This window comes from Novosphingobium sp. PP1Y, assembly GCF_000253255.1.
Taxonomy (GTDB): Bacteria; Pseudomonadota; Alphaproteobacteria; order Sphingomonadales; family Sphingomonadaceae; genus Novosphingobium.
On the sequence record NC_015583.1, the window covers coordinates 407,931 to 423,268 of the forward strand.

15 protein-coding genes are annotated in these 15,338 nt (G+C 63.9%); 14 read left to right on the forward strand and 1 reads right to left on the reverse strand.

Features of this window, described 5'->3' with window-relative positions:
- Window positions 1-90 precede the first annotated feature (90 nt).
- The 10 genes from PP1Y_RS02820 (at window position 91) to PP1Y_RS02865 (ending at window position 12,004) form a co-directional block, all read left to right on the forward strand.
- Complete coding sequence (locus tag PP1Y_RS02820) at window positions 91-1,641, forward strand: ABC transporter substrate-binding protein (RefSeq protein ID WP_041558274.1); 1,551 nt, start codon at window positions 91-93, stop codon at window positions 1,639-1,641.
- Window positions 1,641-2,621: an ABC transporter permease gene (locus PP1Y_RS02825; protein ID WP_173364712.1), complete on the forward strand. Its 981-nt coding sequence runs from the start codon at window positions 1,641-1,643 to the stop codon at window positions 2,619-2,621. The genes PP1Y_RS02820 and PP1Y_RS02825 overlap by 1 nt, the downstream gene beginning before the upstream one ends.
- Window positions 2,618-3,442, forward strand: a complete 825-nt coding sequence (locus tag PP1Y_RS02830) for an ABC transporter permease (RefSeq protein ID WP_013836597.1) — start codon at window positions 2,618-2,620, stop codon at window positions 3,440-3,442. The genes PP1Y_RS02825 and PP1Y_RS02830 overlap by 4 nt, the downstream gene beginning before the upstream one ends.
- Entirely contained in the window at window positions 3,439-5,253 is a 1,815-nt protein-coding gene (locus PP1Y_RS02835; RefSeq protein ID WP_013836598.1) for an ABC transporter ATP-binding protein, read from the forward strand. The genes PP1Y_RS02830 and PP1Y_RS02835 overlap by 4 nt, the downstream gene beginning before the upstream one ends.
- Before the next feature lie 153 nt (window positions 5,254-5,406).
- Window positions 5,407-6,261 carry a GNAT family N-acetyltransferase gene (locus PP1Y_RS02840; protein ID WP_013836599.1) on the forward strand — a complete coding sequence of 285 codons (855 nt, stop codon included), beginning with the start codon at window positions 5,407-5,409 and terminating at the stop codon, window positions 6,259-6,261.
- Window positions 6,261-7,733, forward strand: a complete 1,473-nt coding sequence (locus PP1Y_RS02845; RefSeq protein ID WP_007014174.1) for an NAD-dependent succinate-semialdehyde dehydrogenase — start codon at window positions 6,261-6,263, stop codon at window positions 7,731-7,733. Before PP1Y_RS02840 ends, PP1Y_RS02845 begins: the two co-directional genes overlap by 1 nt.
- Window positions 7,730-8,806: a tartrate dehydrogenase gene (locus PP1Y_RS02850; protein ID WP_013836600.1), complete on the forward strand. Its 1,077-nt coding sequence runs from the start codon at window positions 7,730-7,732 to the stop codon at window positions 8,804-8,806. Before PP1Y_RS02845 ends, PP1Y_RS02850 begins: the two co-directional genes overlap by 4 nt.
- 119 nt (window positions 8,807-8,925) lie before the next feature.
- Complete coding sequence (locus PP1Y_RS02855; protein WP_013836601.1) at window positions 8,926-10,335, forward strand: aspartate aminotransferase family protein; 1,410 nt, start codon at window positions 8,926-8,928, stop codon at window positions 10,333-10,335.
- Window positions 10,336-10,347: 12 nt separating this feature from the next.
- A complete protein-coding gene (locus PP1Y_RS02860; RefSeq protein ID WP_007014171.1) occupies window positions 10,348-10,836 on the forward strand; it encodes an Lrp/AsnC family transcriptional regulator in 489 nt (162 codons plus the stop codon).
- 19 nt (window positions 10,837-10,855) lie between these two features.
- Window positions 10,856-12,004, forward strand: coding sequence for a M20 aminoacylase family protein (locus tag PP1Y_RS02865; RefSeq protein WP_013836602.1), 1,149 nt, complete (start codon window positions 10,856-10,858; stop codon window positions 12,002-12,004).
- Between the two features lie 33 nt (window positions 12,005-12,037).
- Here PP1Y_RS02865 and PP1Y_RS02870 read toward each other — a convergent pair whose 3' ends face one another.
- Window positions 12,038-12,448, reverse strand: coding sequence for a copper resistance protein B (locus tag PP1Y_RS02870; RefSeq protein WP_013836603.1), 411 nt, complete (start codon window positions 12,446-12,448; stop codon window positions 12,038-12,040).
- Window positions 12,449-12,519: 71 nt separating this feature from the next.
- Here PP1Y_RS02870 and PP1Y_RS02875 point away from each other — a divergent pair, with 71 nt between their 5' ends.
- The 4 genes from PP1Y_RS02875 (at window position 12,520) to PP1Y_RS02890 (ending at window position 15,296) form a co-directional block, all read left to right on the forward strand.
- Entirely contained in the window at window positions 12,520-12,708 is a 189-nt protein-coding gene (locus PP1Y_RS02875; RefSeq protein WP_041558277.1) for a hypothetical protein, read from the forward strand.
- A 250-nt stretch (window positions 12,709-12,958) separates the two neighbouring features.
- Window positions 12,959-13,345 (forward strand): copper homeostasis periplasmic binding protein CopC, encoded by a 387-nt coding sequence (gene copC / locus PP1Y_RS02880; RefSeq protein ID WP_013836604.1) that lies wholly within the window; start codon window positions 12,959-12,961, stop codon window positions 13,343-13,345.
- A 5-nt stretch (window positions 13,346-13,350) separates the two neighbouring features.
- A complete protein-coding gene (gene copD / locus PP1Y_RS02885; RefSeq protein ID WP_041558279.1) occupies window positions 13,351-14,205 on the forward strand; it encodes a copper homeostasis membrane protein CopD in 855 nt (284 codons plus the stop codon).
- Window positions 14,206-14,450: 245 nt separating this feature from the next.
- Window positions 14,451-15,296, forward strand: coding sequence for a GNAT family N-acetyltransferase (locus tag PP1Y_RS02890; RefSeq protein WP_013836606.1), 846 nt, complete (start codon window positions 14,451-14,453; stop codon window positions 15,294-15,296).
- Window positions 15,297-15,338: the final 42 nt, after the last annotated feature.

Here is a 15,338-nt window from a genome sequence, read left to right on the forward strand (position 1 = left end):
TCTCACCCGCCGCGTCTCGCGCCTACCGTTCCCCCGATCGGGCAGGCGCGAGGCGTTGGCGGTGGCAATCAAGCGCGAGGACTGCAAGCGATGCTGATCGGCGGCAACTCCCTTTCGAGGCGAAGCGTGATAGGCGCGGGTCTTGCCGGCGCGGGACTGCTGGCTTTGGGCGGCTGCGCTGGCGGCGAGCGCAAGGCCACTCCAAAGAAGGGCGGCAGTATCCGGGTTGCGACGCAGGCCGCTTCGACCGCCGATACGCTCGACCCTGCCAAGGGCGCGCTGGCAACCGACTACACGCGCCATTTCATGCTCTACAACGGGCTGACCTGCATCGAGGACGAAAGCCTCGTTCCGCGCCCGTCCCTGGCCAAGTCCATCGATAGCGCAGACCGGATCACCTGGCACTTCGAACTTGAGCGCGGCGTACGCTTCCACGACGGAAGCGAATTGACGGCGCAAGACGTCGTCTTCTCCCTGCTGCGCCACAAGGATCCGGCAGTCGGCTCGAAGATGGAGACGATCGCCGCCCAATTCGCCGACGTTCGCAGCGACGGCCGCTATGGTGTCACGATCCGGCTCACCGGAGCCAATGCCGACCTGCCCACGATCCTTGCCCAGTCCCACTTTCTGGTCGTGCGTGCCGGTCAGAACGCACCGGACGGCAATGGCACGGGCGCCTTTCGCCTTGCCGAATTCCAGCCCGGCGTACGCACCGTAGTCGTGCGCAACGAGGAATACTGGATCCCGGGAAGGCCGCATCTGGAACGCGTGGAGCTGATCGCGATTCCCGACGAAGTCAGCCGCGTCAACGCCTTGCTTTCCGGCGACATCCAGCTGTGCAATGCCATCAATCCCCGCTCCACCCGCAGGATTGAGGCCGATCCGCGCTATGCGACAATGGCAACGCCATCCGCGCTCTTTACCGATCTCATCATGCGCCAGGACCAGCTGCCGACCGGCAACCCCGATTTCGTGCAGGCGGTAAAGCTGATGATCGACAGGCCGCTGATCAAGCGAGCCCTTTTCCGCAACTACGCGACAATTGCCAACGACCAGCCGATCGCGCCGTTCCAGCCCTATTTCAATCCGGACGTGCCGCAGACAGTGCTCGATCTCGACAAGGCGCGCTGGCATATTCAGCGCTCCGGTCTGACCGGCGTACGCATGCCGATCTTCGCTGCGACTGCGGCAGAGGGCTCCGTTGACATGGCCTCGATCCTGCAGGAGTACGGCTCGAAGGTCGGTCTTAACTTCGCAGTCAACCGGGTGCCTGCCGACGGCTACTGGTCAACGCACTGGATGCGGCATCCGATGACATTCGGAAATTGCAATCCGCGTCCGACCGCCGACCTTATCTTCAGCCTGTTTTTCGATTCAAAGGCGAACTGGAACGAAAGCGGCTGGAAGAACGAACGCTTCGACCGCCTGCTCATCGAAGCCCGCGGCGAGGCCGACGAAGCGCGCCGTGCCGAACTCTACGGCGAAATGCAGCGCATCGTGCATGACAAGTGCGGTGTGGCAATTCCCGTCTTCATCAGCCTGCTCGACGGTCATGACCGCCGCCTCAAGGGCCTGGTCCCGGTCCCGCTCGGAGCTTTCATGGGCTATCGCTTCGCCGAATACGCATGGTGGGAAGACTGATGGCGGCTCCTGCAAAAACCCAGTCCTCGCTGGCCAAGCTCGCGCCGCTGATCATCAGGCGCGTACTGTCTTCGCTACTCACTCTCTTTCTCGTTTCTTTGGTGATCTTCACGGTAAGCGGCCTGCTTCCCGGCGACGCCGCGCAGGAAGTGCTCGGCCAGAGCGCAACCGAGGAACAGGTGGCAGCCTTGCGCCATGACATGGGCCTCGATCGCCCGGCGCACGTGCGGTACGTCGCCTGGCTCGGCGGCATCGTGCGCGGCGATCCCGGCATGTCCTATGTCGCCAACATGCCGGTCAGCCAGATCATTTCCGACCGACTGCCCAATTCGCTTACACTTGCAGCGATCACCGCCGTTATCTCAACCGTCCTCGCCCTGATCATCGGCATTTCGAGCGCGATCAATCGCGGTGGCAGGCTCGACAGTGCGCTGAACGTCACCACGCTCTCGCTCGTCGCCATGCCCGAGTTCCTGATCGCGACTCTGGGTGTGCTGATCTTCTCGGTAAAGCTGCTTTGGCTGCCCTCGATCGCCCTGGTCACACCCGAGGCCAGTTGGAGCGCGATGCTGCGCTCGATGGCCCTGCCGGTTTTCTCGCTGACTTGCGTCGTCGTGGCGCAGATGGCCCGCATGACCCGCGCTGCTGTCGCGGATCAGCTGGATCGTCCCTACGTCGAGATGGCCAAGCTCAAGGGCGTGCCCTTCTCGCGCATCGTCCTGTTCCACGTAATGCCCAATGCCGTTGGCCCGGTGGTCAACGCCATGGCGCTTTCCCTCTCCTACCTCATGGGCGGTGCCATCATCGTCGAGACGATCTTCAACTTTCCCGGCCTTGCCAGCCTGATGGTCAATGCCGTGACGAGCCGCGACATGCCTTTGCTGCAATCCTGCGCGATGATCTTCTGCGCGACCTATCTTGCCCTGATGCTGGTGGCCGACATCGTCGCCATCCTCGCCAACCCGAGGCTGCGCGCATGAGCACTAAACTGACAACCTTCCTGCGCGGCTTGCCGGTGTCCGGACGCATCGGTCTTGCACTCGTCGTCTTCTGGCTCGTCGTGGCTCTCGTTGGCCCGTGGCTCGCACCCTATTCGGTCGGCGCCTTCGTTGATCAGGACGTCTTCAGCGGAATCTCATCGCAGTTCTGGCTGGGCAGCGACTACCTGGGTCGTGACGTGCTCAGCCGCGTCCTGTGGGGATCGCGCTACACCGTGTTCCTCGCGCTGGGTGCAGCGATGATCGCTGTGTGCATCGGGACCTCGTTTGCATTGCTCGCCGCCATCCGCGGGGGCTGGACCGACGAAGTGATCTCGCGTGCGATGGACACCTTCATCTCGATCCCTTCGAAGATCTTCGCGCTGGTCCTCGTCGCAGCTTTCGGATCCTCGCTCTCGCTGCTGCTGGTGATCGCCGCCGCCACTTACGTGCCCGGCAATTTCCGCATCGCGCGGGCGCTGGCGATGAATCTGGTGGCGCTCGACTTCGTGCAGGTCGCGCGCGCCCGCGGTGAAGGCTCGGTCCACATTGCCCTGCGCGAAGTGCTGCCGAACATGATCCATCCCCTGCTGGCCGACACCGGCCTGCGCTTCGTCTTCGTCGTCCTGCTGCTGTCGGGCCTGAGCTTCCTTGGCCTTGGCGTCCAGCCGCCCCATGCCGACCTCGGCTCGCTGGTGCGCGAGAATATCTCCGGGATCACCGAAGGTGCGCTGGCGATCATTGTCCCCGCGCTCGCGATCGCCACGCTGACAGTGGGCGCAAACCTGCTGATCGATGCCCTCAAGCCGGGAGGCAAGGCATGAACGCGCCCGCAGTCGAAGTCAGCGGCCTCGTCATCGACGTCGCCCGCCCCGACGGCACCCGCAAGGCTATCGTCGAGGACGTGTCCTTCGCCATCCCCAAGGGCGAGGTACTGGCGCTGATCGGCGAATCCGGTTCGGGCAAGACGACCATTGCCCTGTCCATGATGGGTTACTCGCGCTTCGGCGCACGGATTTCGGCCGAGTGCATTCGCGTGGGCGACATGCGCATCGACCGGATGGCCGAAAGCGAACTGCCCACGATCCGCGGACGGCGCATTTCCTATATCGCGCAAAGTGCGGCCGCCGCCTTCAATCCCTCGCGCCCGATCATGGCCCAGGTCATCGAACCTCTCCTGGTCCATCGCCTGGCCGATCGCAGGACAGCGGAAGCCAAGGCAGTCGAAATCTTTCGCTCGCTTGCCCTGCCCTCGCCCGAAACCATCGGGCAGCGCTATCCGCATCAGGTCTCGGGTGGACAGCTTCAGCGGCTCATGGCCGCCATGGCGCTTATCACCGATCCCGAACTGGTTATCCTCGACGAGCCGACCACGGCCCTCGACGTGACCACGCAGGTCGAAGTGCTGCGTACCTTCAAGTCTGCCATTGCCGCCAGCGGTGCCACCGCAATCTACGTCAGCCACGACCTTGCCGTTGTCGCCCAGGTTGCCGATCGCATTGTCGTGCTCAAGAACGGGCGCACGAGCGAGGAAGGCACCGCGGAGCAGATCCTCGAGGCCCCTTCCAGCGACTATACCAAGTCGCTCCTCGCCGCTGCGCATCCGGCTGTCCGACCGTCGGCCGACGCAAGCGAAGACAATGTGCTGACTGTTTCGGCAATCAGGGCGGGATATGGCCGCATCGTCGATGGCCAGCCCGCAATTCCGGTATTGAGCAATGTCGGCTTCACCCTGAAGCGCGGAGCGACCATCGGGGTCATCGGCGAGTCCGGGTCCGGCAAGTCGACCCTGGCGCGCGTGATCGCCGGCCTCCTTCCTGCGGCCGGCGGTGAAGTCCAACTCGACGACGATGTCCTTCCCGCCGACATGGCAGATCGCAGCCGCGAACAATTGCGGCGCATCCAGATGGTCTTCCAGAATGCCGATACCGCGCTCAATCCCGCGCATACCGTCGGGGAAATCCTTTCGCGCCCGCTCGCCTTCTACCACGGACTCAAGGGTTCCGCTGCCGCGGCACGGGTCGCCGAGCTGCTCGACATCATTCAGCTTCCCCGCGGACTGGAAACGCGCCGCAGCACGGAATTGTCGGGCGGGCAGAAACAGCGCGTCAACCTTGCGCGCGCGCTGGCGGCCGAGCCGGACGTGTTGCTCTGCGACGAAGTGACCTCCGCGCTCGACACCGTCGTGGGTGCGGCGATACTCGACCTCATCGACGAGTTGCGGCGCAAGCTGGGCATCGCCACCGTCTTCATCAGTCACGACATCTCAACGGTGAAGGCATTTTGCGACAAGATGCTCGTGCTCTATTCCGGCACGGCGGTGGAACTGTCGCGGCAGTCTGAATTCGCCGGCGCGATCCGCCACCCCTACACGCGGTTACTGGTCGATTCGGTGCCTGACATGGACCGGGGCTGGCTCACCCACCGCGCTGCCGTGGAACGCGCCGCGATGCCAGGCGCTTCGCTCAGGAATGCCGCAGGGGAAGCGCTGTGCCGCTTCCTGCCGCGCTGCCCTGCAGCGATCGCGGGGACCTGCGATGCCGTGCCTGCCCCGCTGCGCGAAAGCGAAGGCCAGGCGATCCTGTGCCATCATACGCTTGCCGATCTTTCATCGGCGGGCTCGGCAGAAATTTGATAGGCCATGCCGGGGAACCATCCGGCATGGCGCAATATTGTTCCGATTAGCCGGGAAAACCGGCAGCCCATGCCTTTGTGCAATCGCTAGAGGGCAGCTGAATTCAACGGTCCGGCCCCCTGCATTTCGCCGGACCGAAACGGAGAAATCGACATGGTGGTTGCGACGAAGGCCCCCAACGTATTGCGAGACATGAGTGTGGAAGACTTGCACCGCACAGTCGAGCTTTCCGCCGAACAATCCTGGCCGCACCGCACCGAGGACTGGGAGCTGTTCTACGAACTGGGCGAGGGCATTGTCGCTGAATGCGAAGGCAAGGTCGTAGGTTCGATCATGGCCTGGCGCTTCGGTGGGAACTACGCCTCGATCGGCATGGTCATCGTCACCGCCGACAAGCAGGGCGAAGGCATCGGACGCCAACTGATGGAAGCCATGCTCGAGCGACTCGAAGGCTGGAACATCACGCTCAATGCGACCGCGGAAGGCCTGCCGCTTTACACCAAGCTGGGCTTCGAGCCCTTCGCCACCGTGCATCAGCATCAGGGACTTGCCCCGACAATGCCTCTGGCCGATCTGCGCCCGGGTGAGCGCGTGCGACCGATGGGAGCCACCGACAACATGCTGCCCGCAATCTACAGCCAGACGCTTGGCATGGACCGCGATGCCTTCTTCGAACGCATCTCGCGCGATAGCCAGTCGGTGGTGCTTTCGCGCGATCACGAACCGGTCGGCTTTGCGCTGCTGCGCCGGTTCGGGCGCGGACGCGTCATCGCCCCGATCGTCGCGCCGGATCTTGGCGGAGCGCAGGCACTGGTGACGCACTGGCTGGGTGCAAAGGCTGGCAGGTTCTGCAGGATCGACGCGCTGGTTGGCACCGGTCTTTCCGAATGGCTCGAAGATATCGGCCTGCCCTGCGTGGGCAAGGTCACGACGATGGTCCGCGGCAAAGCGCCGAAGGGCTCGGGACCGGCGAAAGTCTTCGCTGTCGCCTCGCAGGCGTTCGGCTGATGCTGGAGCTTCGCGACCCCTCGCTGCTGCGCCAGGCAGCGCTCATCTCCGGCGAATGGCTGGTGGCCGACAAGGCGTCGGGCATCGCTGTCGACAACCCGGCCGACGGCAGTCTCGTGGGCATGGTGCCTCCCTGCGGCCGCTCCGAGACGCAGGCCGCCATCGATGCCGCCATGGCAGCCTGGCCCGATTGGCGCGCCCGCACGGCGGGTGAACGCTGCGCCCTGGTCGAGCGCTGGCATGCTCTCGTCCTCGAGAATGCCGACGACCTGGCTCGGATCATGACTGCCGAACAGGGCAAGCCGCTGGCCGAAGCCCAGGGCGAAATTCGCTATGCGGCGACCTTCATCAAGTGGTTCGCCGAGGAAGGCCGCCGGGTCGGCGCGCGCAACGTCACATCGCCGGAACGCGATCGCCGCATTCTGGTGCTGACCGAGCCGGTCGGGCCGAGCGCCATCATCACGCCGTGGAACTTCCCGGCTGCGATGATTACCCGCAAGTGCGCGCCTGCGCTCGCGGCCGGTTGTCCGGTGATCATCAAGCCATCCGAATTCACACCCTTCAGCGCCCTGGCGATGGCTGAGCTGGCGCTGCGGGCAGGCATTCCAGCTGGATTGATCCATGTCCTGACCGGCATGCCCCAGGAAATCGGCGAGACCTTTGCGGCCAGCCCGGACGTGCGAAAGCTCTCCTTCACCGGATCGACCCGGGTCGGATCGCTGCTGATGCGTCAATGCGCCGATACCATCAAGCGGATAAGCCTGGAACTGGGCGGCAATGCCCCGCTGATCGTGTTCGAGGACGCCGACCTCGACCTTGCCGTCAAGGCGGCCATGGTCAGCAAGTTCCGCAATTCGGGCCAGACCTGCGTATGCGCGAACCGCATTTTCGTCCAATCGTCCGTGCATGACGAATTTGCCGCCCGGCTCTCTGCCGCCGTGTCCGCGCTCCACGCAGCGCCCGGTTTCGAGGCCGGAGCGACAGTTGGTCCGTTGATCAATGCCGCTGCCGTCACCAAGGTATCCGAGCACGTTGCCGATGCGCTGGATCGCGGCGGGCGCCTTGTCGCATCGGGCAGCGGGCGCGAGGACGGCAATTTCGTGCGCCCGGTGGTGATCACCGATGCCCATGCCGACATGCGGCTGGCCAGCGAGGAGACCTTCGGGCCCGTCGCGCCTCTGTTCCGCTTCGAGGACGAGGCGCAGGCCATCGCCATGGCCAACGATACGCCCTATGGCCTGGCGAGCTACTTCTACACCCGCGACCTTTCGCGCTCCTTCCGTGTTGCCGAAGCGCTGGAAGCAGGCATGGTGGCCCTCAATACCGGTTCGATCGCCATGGAAGTGGCGCCTTTCGGCGGCGTGAAGGCATCGGGCCTCGGTCGCGAAGGCGGCACGGCGGGCATCGAGGAATATCTGGAAACCAAGGCCTTCCACATCGGCGGGCTGGAACTGCAAGAGGCACAGGCATGAGCGCGAAGCGCCGCTATTCGATCGCAGTCCTCCCGGGTGACGGCATCGGCAAGGAAGTCATGCCCGAAGGCACGCGAGCTCTCGAAGCCGCAGCCTCCGCCCACGGCTTCGAGCTGGACCTGCAGTGGCACGATTTCGCCAGCTGCGATTACTACGCGAAGCATGGGCAGATGATGCCTGACGACTGGAAGGATCGCATCGGCAAGGTCGACGCGATCTTCTTCGGTGCAGTCGGCTGGCCCGACACGGTGCCGGACCATGTTTCCCTTTGGCAGTCGCTCCTGCAGTTCCGCCGCGAATTCGACCAGTACGTCAACCTGCGCCCGGTGCGCCTGATGCCGGGCGTGCCCTGTCCGCTGGCGGGCCGCAAGCCGGGCGATATCGACTTCTGGGTCGTGCGCGAGAATACCGAAGGCGAATACAGCTCCGTGGGCGGACACATGTTCCCGGGCACGGACCGCGAAATCGTGATCCAGGAAACGGTCATGACCCGCCATGGCGTCGACCGTGTCCTGCGCTATGCCTTCGACCTTGCAGCCAAGCGCGAGCGCAGGCACGTGACAAGTGCCACCAAATCCAACGGCATCGCCATCACCATGCCGTTCTGGGACAAGCGCGTCGAAGCTATCGGCGCCGAATATCCCGGGGTCACGCACGACAAGTATCACATCGATATCCTCACCGCGCAGTTCGTCATGAACCCGCAGCGTTTCGATGTCGTCGTCGCCTCCAATCTCTTCGGCGACATCCTGTCGGACCTTGGACCTGCCTGCACCGGCACGATCGGCGTTGCCCCTTCCGCCAACATCAATCCGGACGGGACGCACCCTTCCCTGTTCGAACCCGTCCACGGCTCCGCGCCGGATATCGCTGGCAAGGGCATTGCCAACCCGGTCGGCCAGATCTGGTCCGCGTCGATGATGCTGGAACACTTGGGCGAGGCCGAAGCGGCAGCTTCGATCATGCGCGCGATCGAAGCGACTCTCGCATCCGAGAACGGGCGCACCGGCGACCTGGGCGGCAAGGCGAACACCGTTTCCTGCGGCAAGGCCGTGGCTTCGTTGATCGGCTGAATCGCTCGTGGCAGGGAGCGGCATAATCTGCCGCCACCCTGCCACGATTTGCCCGCTGGAGGTGACGGCGGGCCTTATTTCAGCGCAACCCGCCGGATGCGTGCGATAGCATCGACGGCATGGAAAACGCTCCCTCCCGCACTCCCGCCCATCGCTCCAACCAGTCGCTGGTCGATCTCGACAGGCAGCACCTGATCCATCCCGTCACATCGTTCCGGGGACACGAGGCGCACGGCGCCCGCGTGCTGGCATCGGGCGACGGGATGTGGCTGACCGATATCGAGGGCAAGAAAGTTCTGGACGCCTTCGCCGGACTGTGGTGCGTCAACGTCGGCTACGGGCAGGAATCGATCGTCGAAGTGGCAATGGAGCAGATGCGCCGCCTGCCTTACGCTACCGGCTATTTCCACTTTGGCAGCGAACCGGCGATCCTGCTGGCCGACAAGCTCGCCTCGCTCGCGCCGGAAGGTCTCGACCACGTCTATTTCACGCTGGGCGGCTCGGACGCTGTCGACAGCGCGATCCGTTACATCACCCACTACTTCAACGCGATCGGCAAGCCCGAGAAGAAGCAGTTCATCGCTCTTGAATGGGGCTACCACGGTTCCAGCTCGAACGGCGCCGGACTGACCGCGCTGGCGAACTTCCACCGCGGTTTCGATCTGCCGCGTCCCTGGCAGCACCATATTGCCTCGCCCTATCCCTATCGTCATCCCGAAGGCCATGACGATGCCGCGGTGATTGCCTCCACGGTTGCCGCGATCGAGGCCAAGGTCGCCGAACTGGGCGCCGACAAGGTCGCGGCCTTCTGCTGCGAACCGATCCAGGGTTCGGGCGGCGTCATCGTTCCGCCCCGCGGCTGGCTCAAGGCAATCCGCGAAACCTGCGACCGGCTCGGCATCCTGATGCTCGTCGACGAAGTCATCACCGGCTTTGGCCGCACCGGCCCGATGTTCGCTTGTGACGACGAAGGCGTCTCGCCCGATTTCCTCACGCTCGCCAAGGGACTCACCGCGGGTTACGCGCCCATGGGCGCAGTGCTGATGGCCGATCATGTCTATCAGTCGATTGCAGACTCGGCCCCGGCAGCCCTGCCCGTTGGTCATGGATTCACTTATTCCGGCCACCCGGTTAGCGCTGCAGTCGGCCTCGAGGTGATCCGGCTCTATGAGAACGGTCTGCTCGAGAACGGCCAGAAGACGGGCAAGCGCTTCGACCATCACCTCGATCGAATCCGGGCGCACCCGCTTGTCGGCGATACCCGCGGACGCGGCCTGCTCGGCGCGATCGAACTGGTCAGCAACAAGGAAACCAAGGCCGGCTTCGCACCCGAACTCGACATCGCGGGCCGGCTTTCGCAGCTCACCTGGGAAAACGACGTAATCGTGCGCTGCTTCGCCAATGCCGTAATCGGCTTCGCTCCTGCACTCTGCTGTTCCGAAAACGAGATGGACCTGATATTCGAACGGGTCGAGAGGTCGCTAGATCAGTTGCTGGAAATGCCAGACGTCCGCCAGGCGCTCGGCTGAGGAGAAAAGAACATGGCCTTGGGCCCCAAACTCGATCGCATCGATCTCAAGATCCTGGCGATGCTGCAGCAGTGCGGGCGCATCACCAATGTAGAGCTTTCCGATGCTGTCGGGCTTTCGCCCAGTCCTTGCCTGACCCGCGTCAAACGGCTGGAAAGTGCCGGATACATCACCGGCTACGGCGCGCACATCAATCTCAACAAGCTTGGCGAATTCCTCACCGTCTTCACCGAAGTGACGCTGAGCGAGCACCGGCGCGGCGATTTCTCGCGCTTCGAAATGCGCATCGCCAAGATCGACGAGATCGTCGAATGCCACCTTGTCAGCGGCGGCTACGACTACCTCCTCAAGTTCGCGGCCCGCGGCGTTACCCATTACCAGTCGCTCATCGAGGAAATGCTTGAAAGCGATTATGGCATAGAGAAGTATTTCAGCTACGTCGTGATCAAGAGCCCCTTCATCAAGCACCACTTTCCGATCCAGAACCTGTTCGGCGAATGACCGGACGAATGCGAGACCGATGAACGATATTGCCGACCTGCTCCAGCCGCTAATCGCCTTTCGCCGTGACATCCATGCCCACCCCGAGCTGGGCTTTGCCGAACATCGCACCGCGCAGCGCATCGCCGAGCAGCTTCGCGAGATCGGCCTGGAAGTGCACGAAGGCATCGGCGGAACCGGCATCGTCGCGGTCCTGCGCAGCGGTGATGGCAAGCGCACGCTTGGCCTGCGCGCCGACATGGATGCGCTGCCGATCGAAGAGCAGACCAATGCCGCTTGGTCGAGCACGGTCCCCGGCTGCTTCCACGGCTGCGGCCATGACGGGCACGTCGCGATGCTGCTGGGCGCGGCGCAGGTGCTCGCGCGCGATCCGGGCTTCTCGGGAACACTCAACTTCATCTTCCAGCCCGCCGAGGAAGGCCTTGGCGGTGCACGGCACATGATCGAGGATGGGCTGTTCGACCGCTTCGACTGCGAACGGGTCTATGCCCTGCACAACTGGCCGGGCCTGCCGGCCGGAACAATCGCGACGCGCCCCGGCGCGATCATGGGCGCGGCCGACAAGTTCAAGATCATACTTGAAGGCAAGGGTGGTCACGCCGCTTTGCCGCAAGACACGCCCGACACGATCCTGGCCGCGGCAAGCCTTGTGCAGCAGCTCAATAGCATTATCGGCCGCGACATCCCGCCCAGTGCCAATGCCGTCCTCTCCGTCACCGAAATCGCCGGCGGCCATGCCCACAACGTGCTCCCCGCCAGCGTGCGCATCGGCGGCACCGTGCGCAGTTTCGATCCTGTCGTGCAAGACCGCATCGAAGAGCGCATGCGCCAGATGATCAAGGGCATCGAGACGTCCTTCGAAGTGCGCAGCTCGCTCGAATACGATCGCTATTACCCGGCAACGATCAACGATACCGATGCGGCTGGGGATGCTCTCGATATTGCTGCGACGGTCGCCAACGCGCAATTGGCACCGGAACCGGCTCCGACATCGGAGGACTTCTCCTTCATGTTGCAGGAGCGGCCCGGCGCTTATCTGTGGCTCGGCCAGGGACGAGGAGACAATCCGCCGCCGCTGCACAACCCGCATTACGACTTCAACGACGATGTGATGGAAACAGGTATTCGCCTGCACGTAGCGCTCGCCCGCCACTGGCTGCAGGACTGACGCCCCTCATCCTTCGCGCCGGTAGCCGAAGTCTCAGAAGTTCAGGCCGAGCCCGATCACCGCACGGGTGACATGTCCGTCGTCACCCTGTGCCCGGGCAATCCGACGGGTTTGGCCCACCAGCCGCTCGTCGATAATACCTCCATAGACATTGAGCACGGGGCCGATCTGATGGCGCAGGCGCGCAGACAGTTCCAACTCTCCAATACCTGCGCCCACTTCTTCGGCCGGGATCGATTGCGCCGACCAGCCGATCGCCACGCGCGGCTCTAGCCGCAACGCCTCGCCGAAGGCCAAAGTACCCACGATCATTGCCGCGCCGGTGACATCGCCATCTTGGGAAAGCCAGAGGTAATGTTCGCCCGCGATCGCCGGCGTAATCTGAAGTTCGACGCCCAGCGCCGCGTGGCCGAGATCCCTGCCGGCCCGAAAGTCGTTGCGCACGCCGAACAGTATATTCGTGCTGCCGTTGGGCGAAAACGTATATACAGCGCCTGCGCGGTGACTTCATCGATATGTGCGCCGACATCGCTGCCGCCTTCCAGCTTCAATGCCGCGCCTTGGCGATCGCCGCTGAGCGTGAAGGTGCTGTCGAACAGGAAATGGTCATCCCCCCGGCCGACATGCATCTCCAGCAGATCGACCTGCCCAGCCAACTGCGTCTGGGCATGAGCCGTAGCCGAGAACAGAGGAAGAGCGGCTAGGACCGCCAGAATCGATCGCGTGGACATGGATGAAAGACTATCCCCGCGCCCGCGAAAGCGGCTGCTCTTCTCGATCCCCGGTCCGTCAGGTCATGCCGGGAAGGCCACCGATCTCGGCAAGATCGGTCAAATCCGCGATTACAGGTTGTGCCGATCGCAATTTTTTCGGGCAAGGCGAGGGATGAGCGGGTGCTGCGCGTATTGGCTGCATGCGCCGTGCTATGCCGGCCATGCCTAGGAGAAGTTCATTATGCCCCGCCTGACCGTCACTTCCGCGCTGGCATCGCTTGCCGCCCTTGCTCTCGTCGTCCCCGGCGTTGCCATGGCTCACCCGAAGCTTGTGTCCTCCACGCCTGCCGCCGATTCCAGCGTCGCCAAGCCGACCGAGATCACGCTGAACTTCAATGAGACGCTGGTGGCGCCGCTTTCGGGCATCGAACTGGTGATGACGGGCATGCCGGGCATGGCCAATCACAAGCCCATGCCGATCAGCGGCTTCACCACCAAGGCCGAAGGCAAGAGCATCAAGGTCAAGCTGCCCCGAGCCCTTCCTGCCGGCAGTTACACGCTGAACTGGCATGCGGTTGCTGCCGACCAGCACCGCATCGAGGGCAGCTATAACTTCACGGTTCGCTAAGTCCCGTGGCAGACGGCATCCTGATCGCATCGCGGCTTGCTGCATTCGTACTGCTCCTGCTCGCAGCAGGGTTGCCGATCTACCAACTGACTGACGGACGGCGGATCGCAGGCAAGCAACAGCGTTGGCTCATGGCCATGCTTGCGCTTGGTGCATTCGCCGCTTCGTGCCTTTGGGCCCTTGCCTCGGTCGCCGTCATGGCCGCGACTTCGCTCACGGATCTGGACGCGGCAACGGTTACCGCCGTGCTGGGGGCGACCCCGCTCGGCGATGTCCTGATCATACGATCCGCCGCACTTGCCGCGCTGGTGCTTCTGGCGCTGGCGGTCCCGCGCCATGCCGTGCTGGCCCCCTTGGGCGCACTGGCTCTGGCAACCTGCGCCTGGACTGGACATGCCGGTGCCGGAGAAGGGACGCTCGGCGCGCTCCACGAGGTCTCGGACGTAATCCACCTGCTCGCGGCGGCGACATGGGTGGGAGCCCTCGCCTGCTTTGTCCGCGATGGGGCGAGCCGCGGCAACGACGCGGAGTGGGTCACGGTCCTCTCGCGATTTGCCCGGACGGGCACCCTGATCGTCGTCCTTCTCGCCGTGACCGGCATTGCCAACGGCTACCTGATTACCGGACCTTCCGGCCTGGTGCCGGCTAGCACCTGGTCGCTGCTCATCGCTGCAAAGATCCTGCTGTTCATCGCCATGCTGGGACTCGCAGCCCACAACCGCTGGCACCTCGTGCCCGCGCTCGACACCGGACAGCCGGGAGCGAGGGCGCGTCTCAGCCGCTCGCTGGTCGTCGAAACCGCCTGCGCCCTGGGCGTCGTCGCCCTCGTCGCCATCGCGGGCATGCTCAATCCTTCCTAGCTGCAATTCTGCCGATCGAAGGCATATTCTGCCGCGGATGGAATCCGGCGCGATCTGCCCGATACATGGCACTTCTTCAGTCCGGCAGTGCCATAATCCGCGTGCGGGACCAAATTTGGCAGCATATGCGGTTGCCACTGCCAAAGCGGCACAATGGTATCGGACCCGTGCCTATCCTGCATCCAACAGGCCTGAGAATGCGCAAGGCCCCCTGAATTCGATGGATAGACGTGGTCGATGAAAATATGACGGACGCAGTATCCGAACCCGTTGCCCTTACAGTCGAAGACCTGCCGCAGGCAGTGGGTCTGTCCACTGCGCTGTCCTGGCCGCATCGCCTCGAAGACTGGCGCTTCGGCTACGATCTGGGCCATGGCCTTGCCTTGCGGCAGGGAGACAGGCTGGTCGGCACGGCAATGGCCTGGAACTATGGCCCGGACTTTGCCACCGTCGGCTCGATCATCGTCGACAGCCAGTTCAAGGGCCAGCGATTGGGCTCGCGCATCTTCGATGCCTTGATGGACACACTCGGCGAACGCTCCGTCATCCTCGCCGCCACGCTCGATGGCCTCGAGCTTTATCGGCGGCGCGGGTTCGTCGGTTTCGACCAAATCTGTCAGTACCAGGGCCTGGCAGCCAACCTTGCGGATGAGGCCGCGTCAACCGCCGTGGAAAAGGCCGTGGGCACCGATCTTCCCATCGTGCTCGAGCTCGACGCGGCGGCAACGGGTATGGCGCGACGCGAGCTGATAGCCCGCCTGGTAGAAGCCGGAGACCTGCGCGTACTGCGCGGGCAAGGCGATCGCCCGCGCGGATATGCGATTACCCGCGATTTCGGCCGCGGCCAGGTGATCGGGCCGGTCATCGCCGAATGCGAAGAGGACGCCCGCACATTGATAGCCGATGCGCTTTCACGCCTGCAGGGCCGCTTCGTGCGGATCGACACCTCAATCGGCCTGGGACTGGGGCCGTGGCTGGAAACGCAAGGATTGGCGCACGTTGACACCGTCGAGGCCATGGTTCGCGGCAATCGTCCGCAGCCGAAGGGCCCGGCCCGGGTCTATGCCCTTTCCAGCCAGTCACTGGGCTAGGATGGCGGCGCGTGCCGCACACCGAATTTCAGTTCGAAACGA

Excerpts from the sequence above, each read along its gene's own strand:
- PP1Y_RS02820 (WP_041558274.1), top strand. The coding sequence starts at position 91 with ATGCTGATCGGCGGCAACTCCCTTTCGAGGCGAAGCGTGATAGGCGCG.
- PP1Y_RS02825 (WP_173364712.1), top strand. The coding sequence starts at position 1,641 with ATGGCGGCTCCTGCAAAAACCCAGTCCTCGCTGGCCAAGCTCGCGCCG.
- PP1Y_RS02830 (WP_013836597.1), top strand. The coding sequence starts at position 2,618 with ATGAGCACTAAACTGACAACCTTCCTGCGCGGCTTGCCGGTGTCCGGA.
- PP1Y_RS02835 (WP_013836598.1), top strand. The coding sequence starts at position 3,439 with ATGAACGCGCCCGCAGTCGAAGTCAGCGGCCTCGTCATCGACGTCGCC.
- PP1Y_RS02840 (WP_013836599.1), top strand. The coding sequence starts at position 5,407 with ATGGTGGTTGCGACGAAGGCCCCCAACGTATTGCGAGACATGAGTGTG.
- PP1Y_RS02845 (WP_007014174.1), top strand. The coding sequence starts at position 6,261 with ATGCTGGAGCTTCGCGACCCCTCGCTGCTGCGCCAGGCAGCGCTCATC.
- PP1Y_RS02850 (WP_013836600.1), top strand. The coding sequence starts at position 7,730 with ATGAGCGCGAAGCGCCGCTATTCGATCGCAGTCCTCCCGGGTGACGGC.
- PP1Y_RS02855 (WP_013836601.1), top strand. The coding sequence starts at position 8,926 with ATGGAAAACGCTCCCTCCCGCACTCCCGCCCATCGCTCCAACCAGTCG.
- PP1Y_RS02860 (WP_007014171.1), top strand. The coding sequence starts at position 10,348 with ATGGCCTTGGGCCCCAAACTCGATCGCATCGATCTCAAGATCCTGGCG.
- PP1Y_RS02865 (WP_013836602.1), top strand. The coding sequence starts at position 10,856 with ATGAACGATATTGCCGACCTGCTCCAGCCGCTAATCGCCTTTCGCCGT.
- PP1Y_RS02875 (WP_041558277.1), top strand. The coding sequence starts at position 12,520 with ATGTGCGCCGACATCGCTGCCGCCTTCCAGCTTCAATGCCGCGCCTTG.
- copC (WP_013836604.1), top strand. The coding sequence starts at position 12,959 with ATGCCCCGCCTGACCGTCACTTCCGCGCTGGCATCGCTTGCCGCCCTT.
- PP1Y_RS02890 (WP_013836606.1), top strand. The coding sequence starts at position 14,451 with ATGACGGACGCAGTATCCGAACCCGTTGCCCTTACAGTCGAAGACCTG.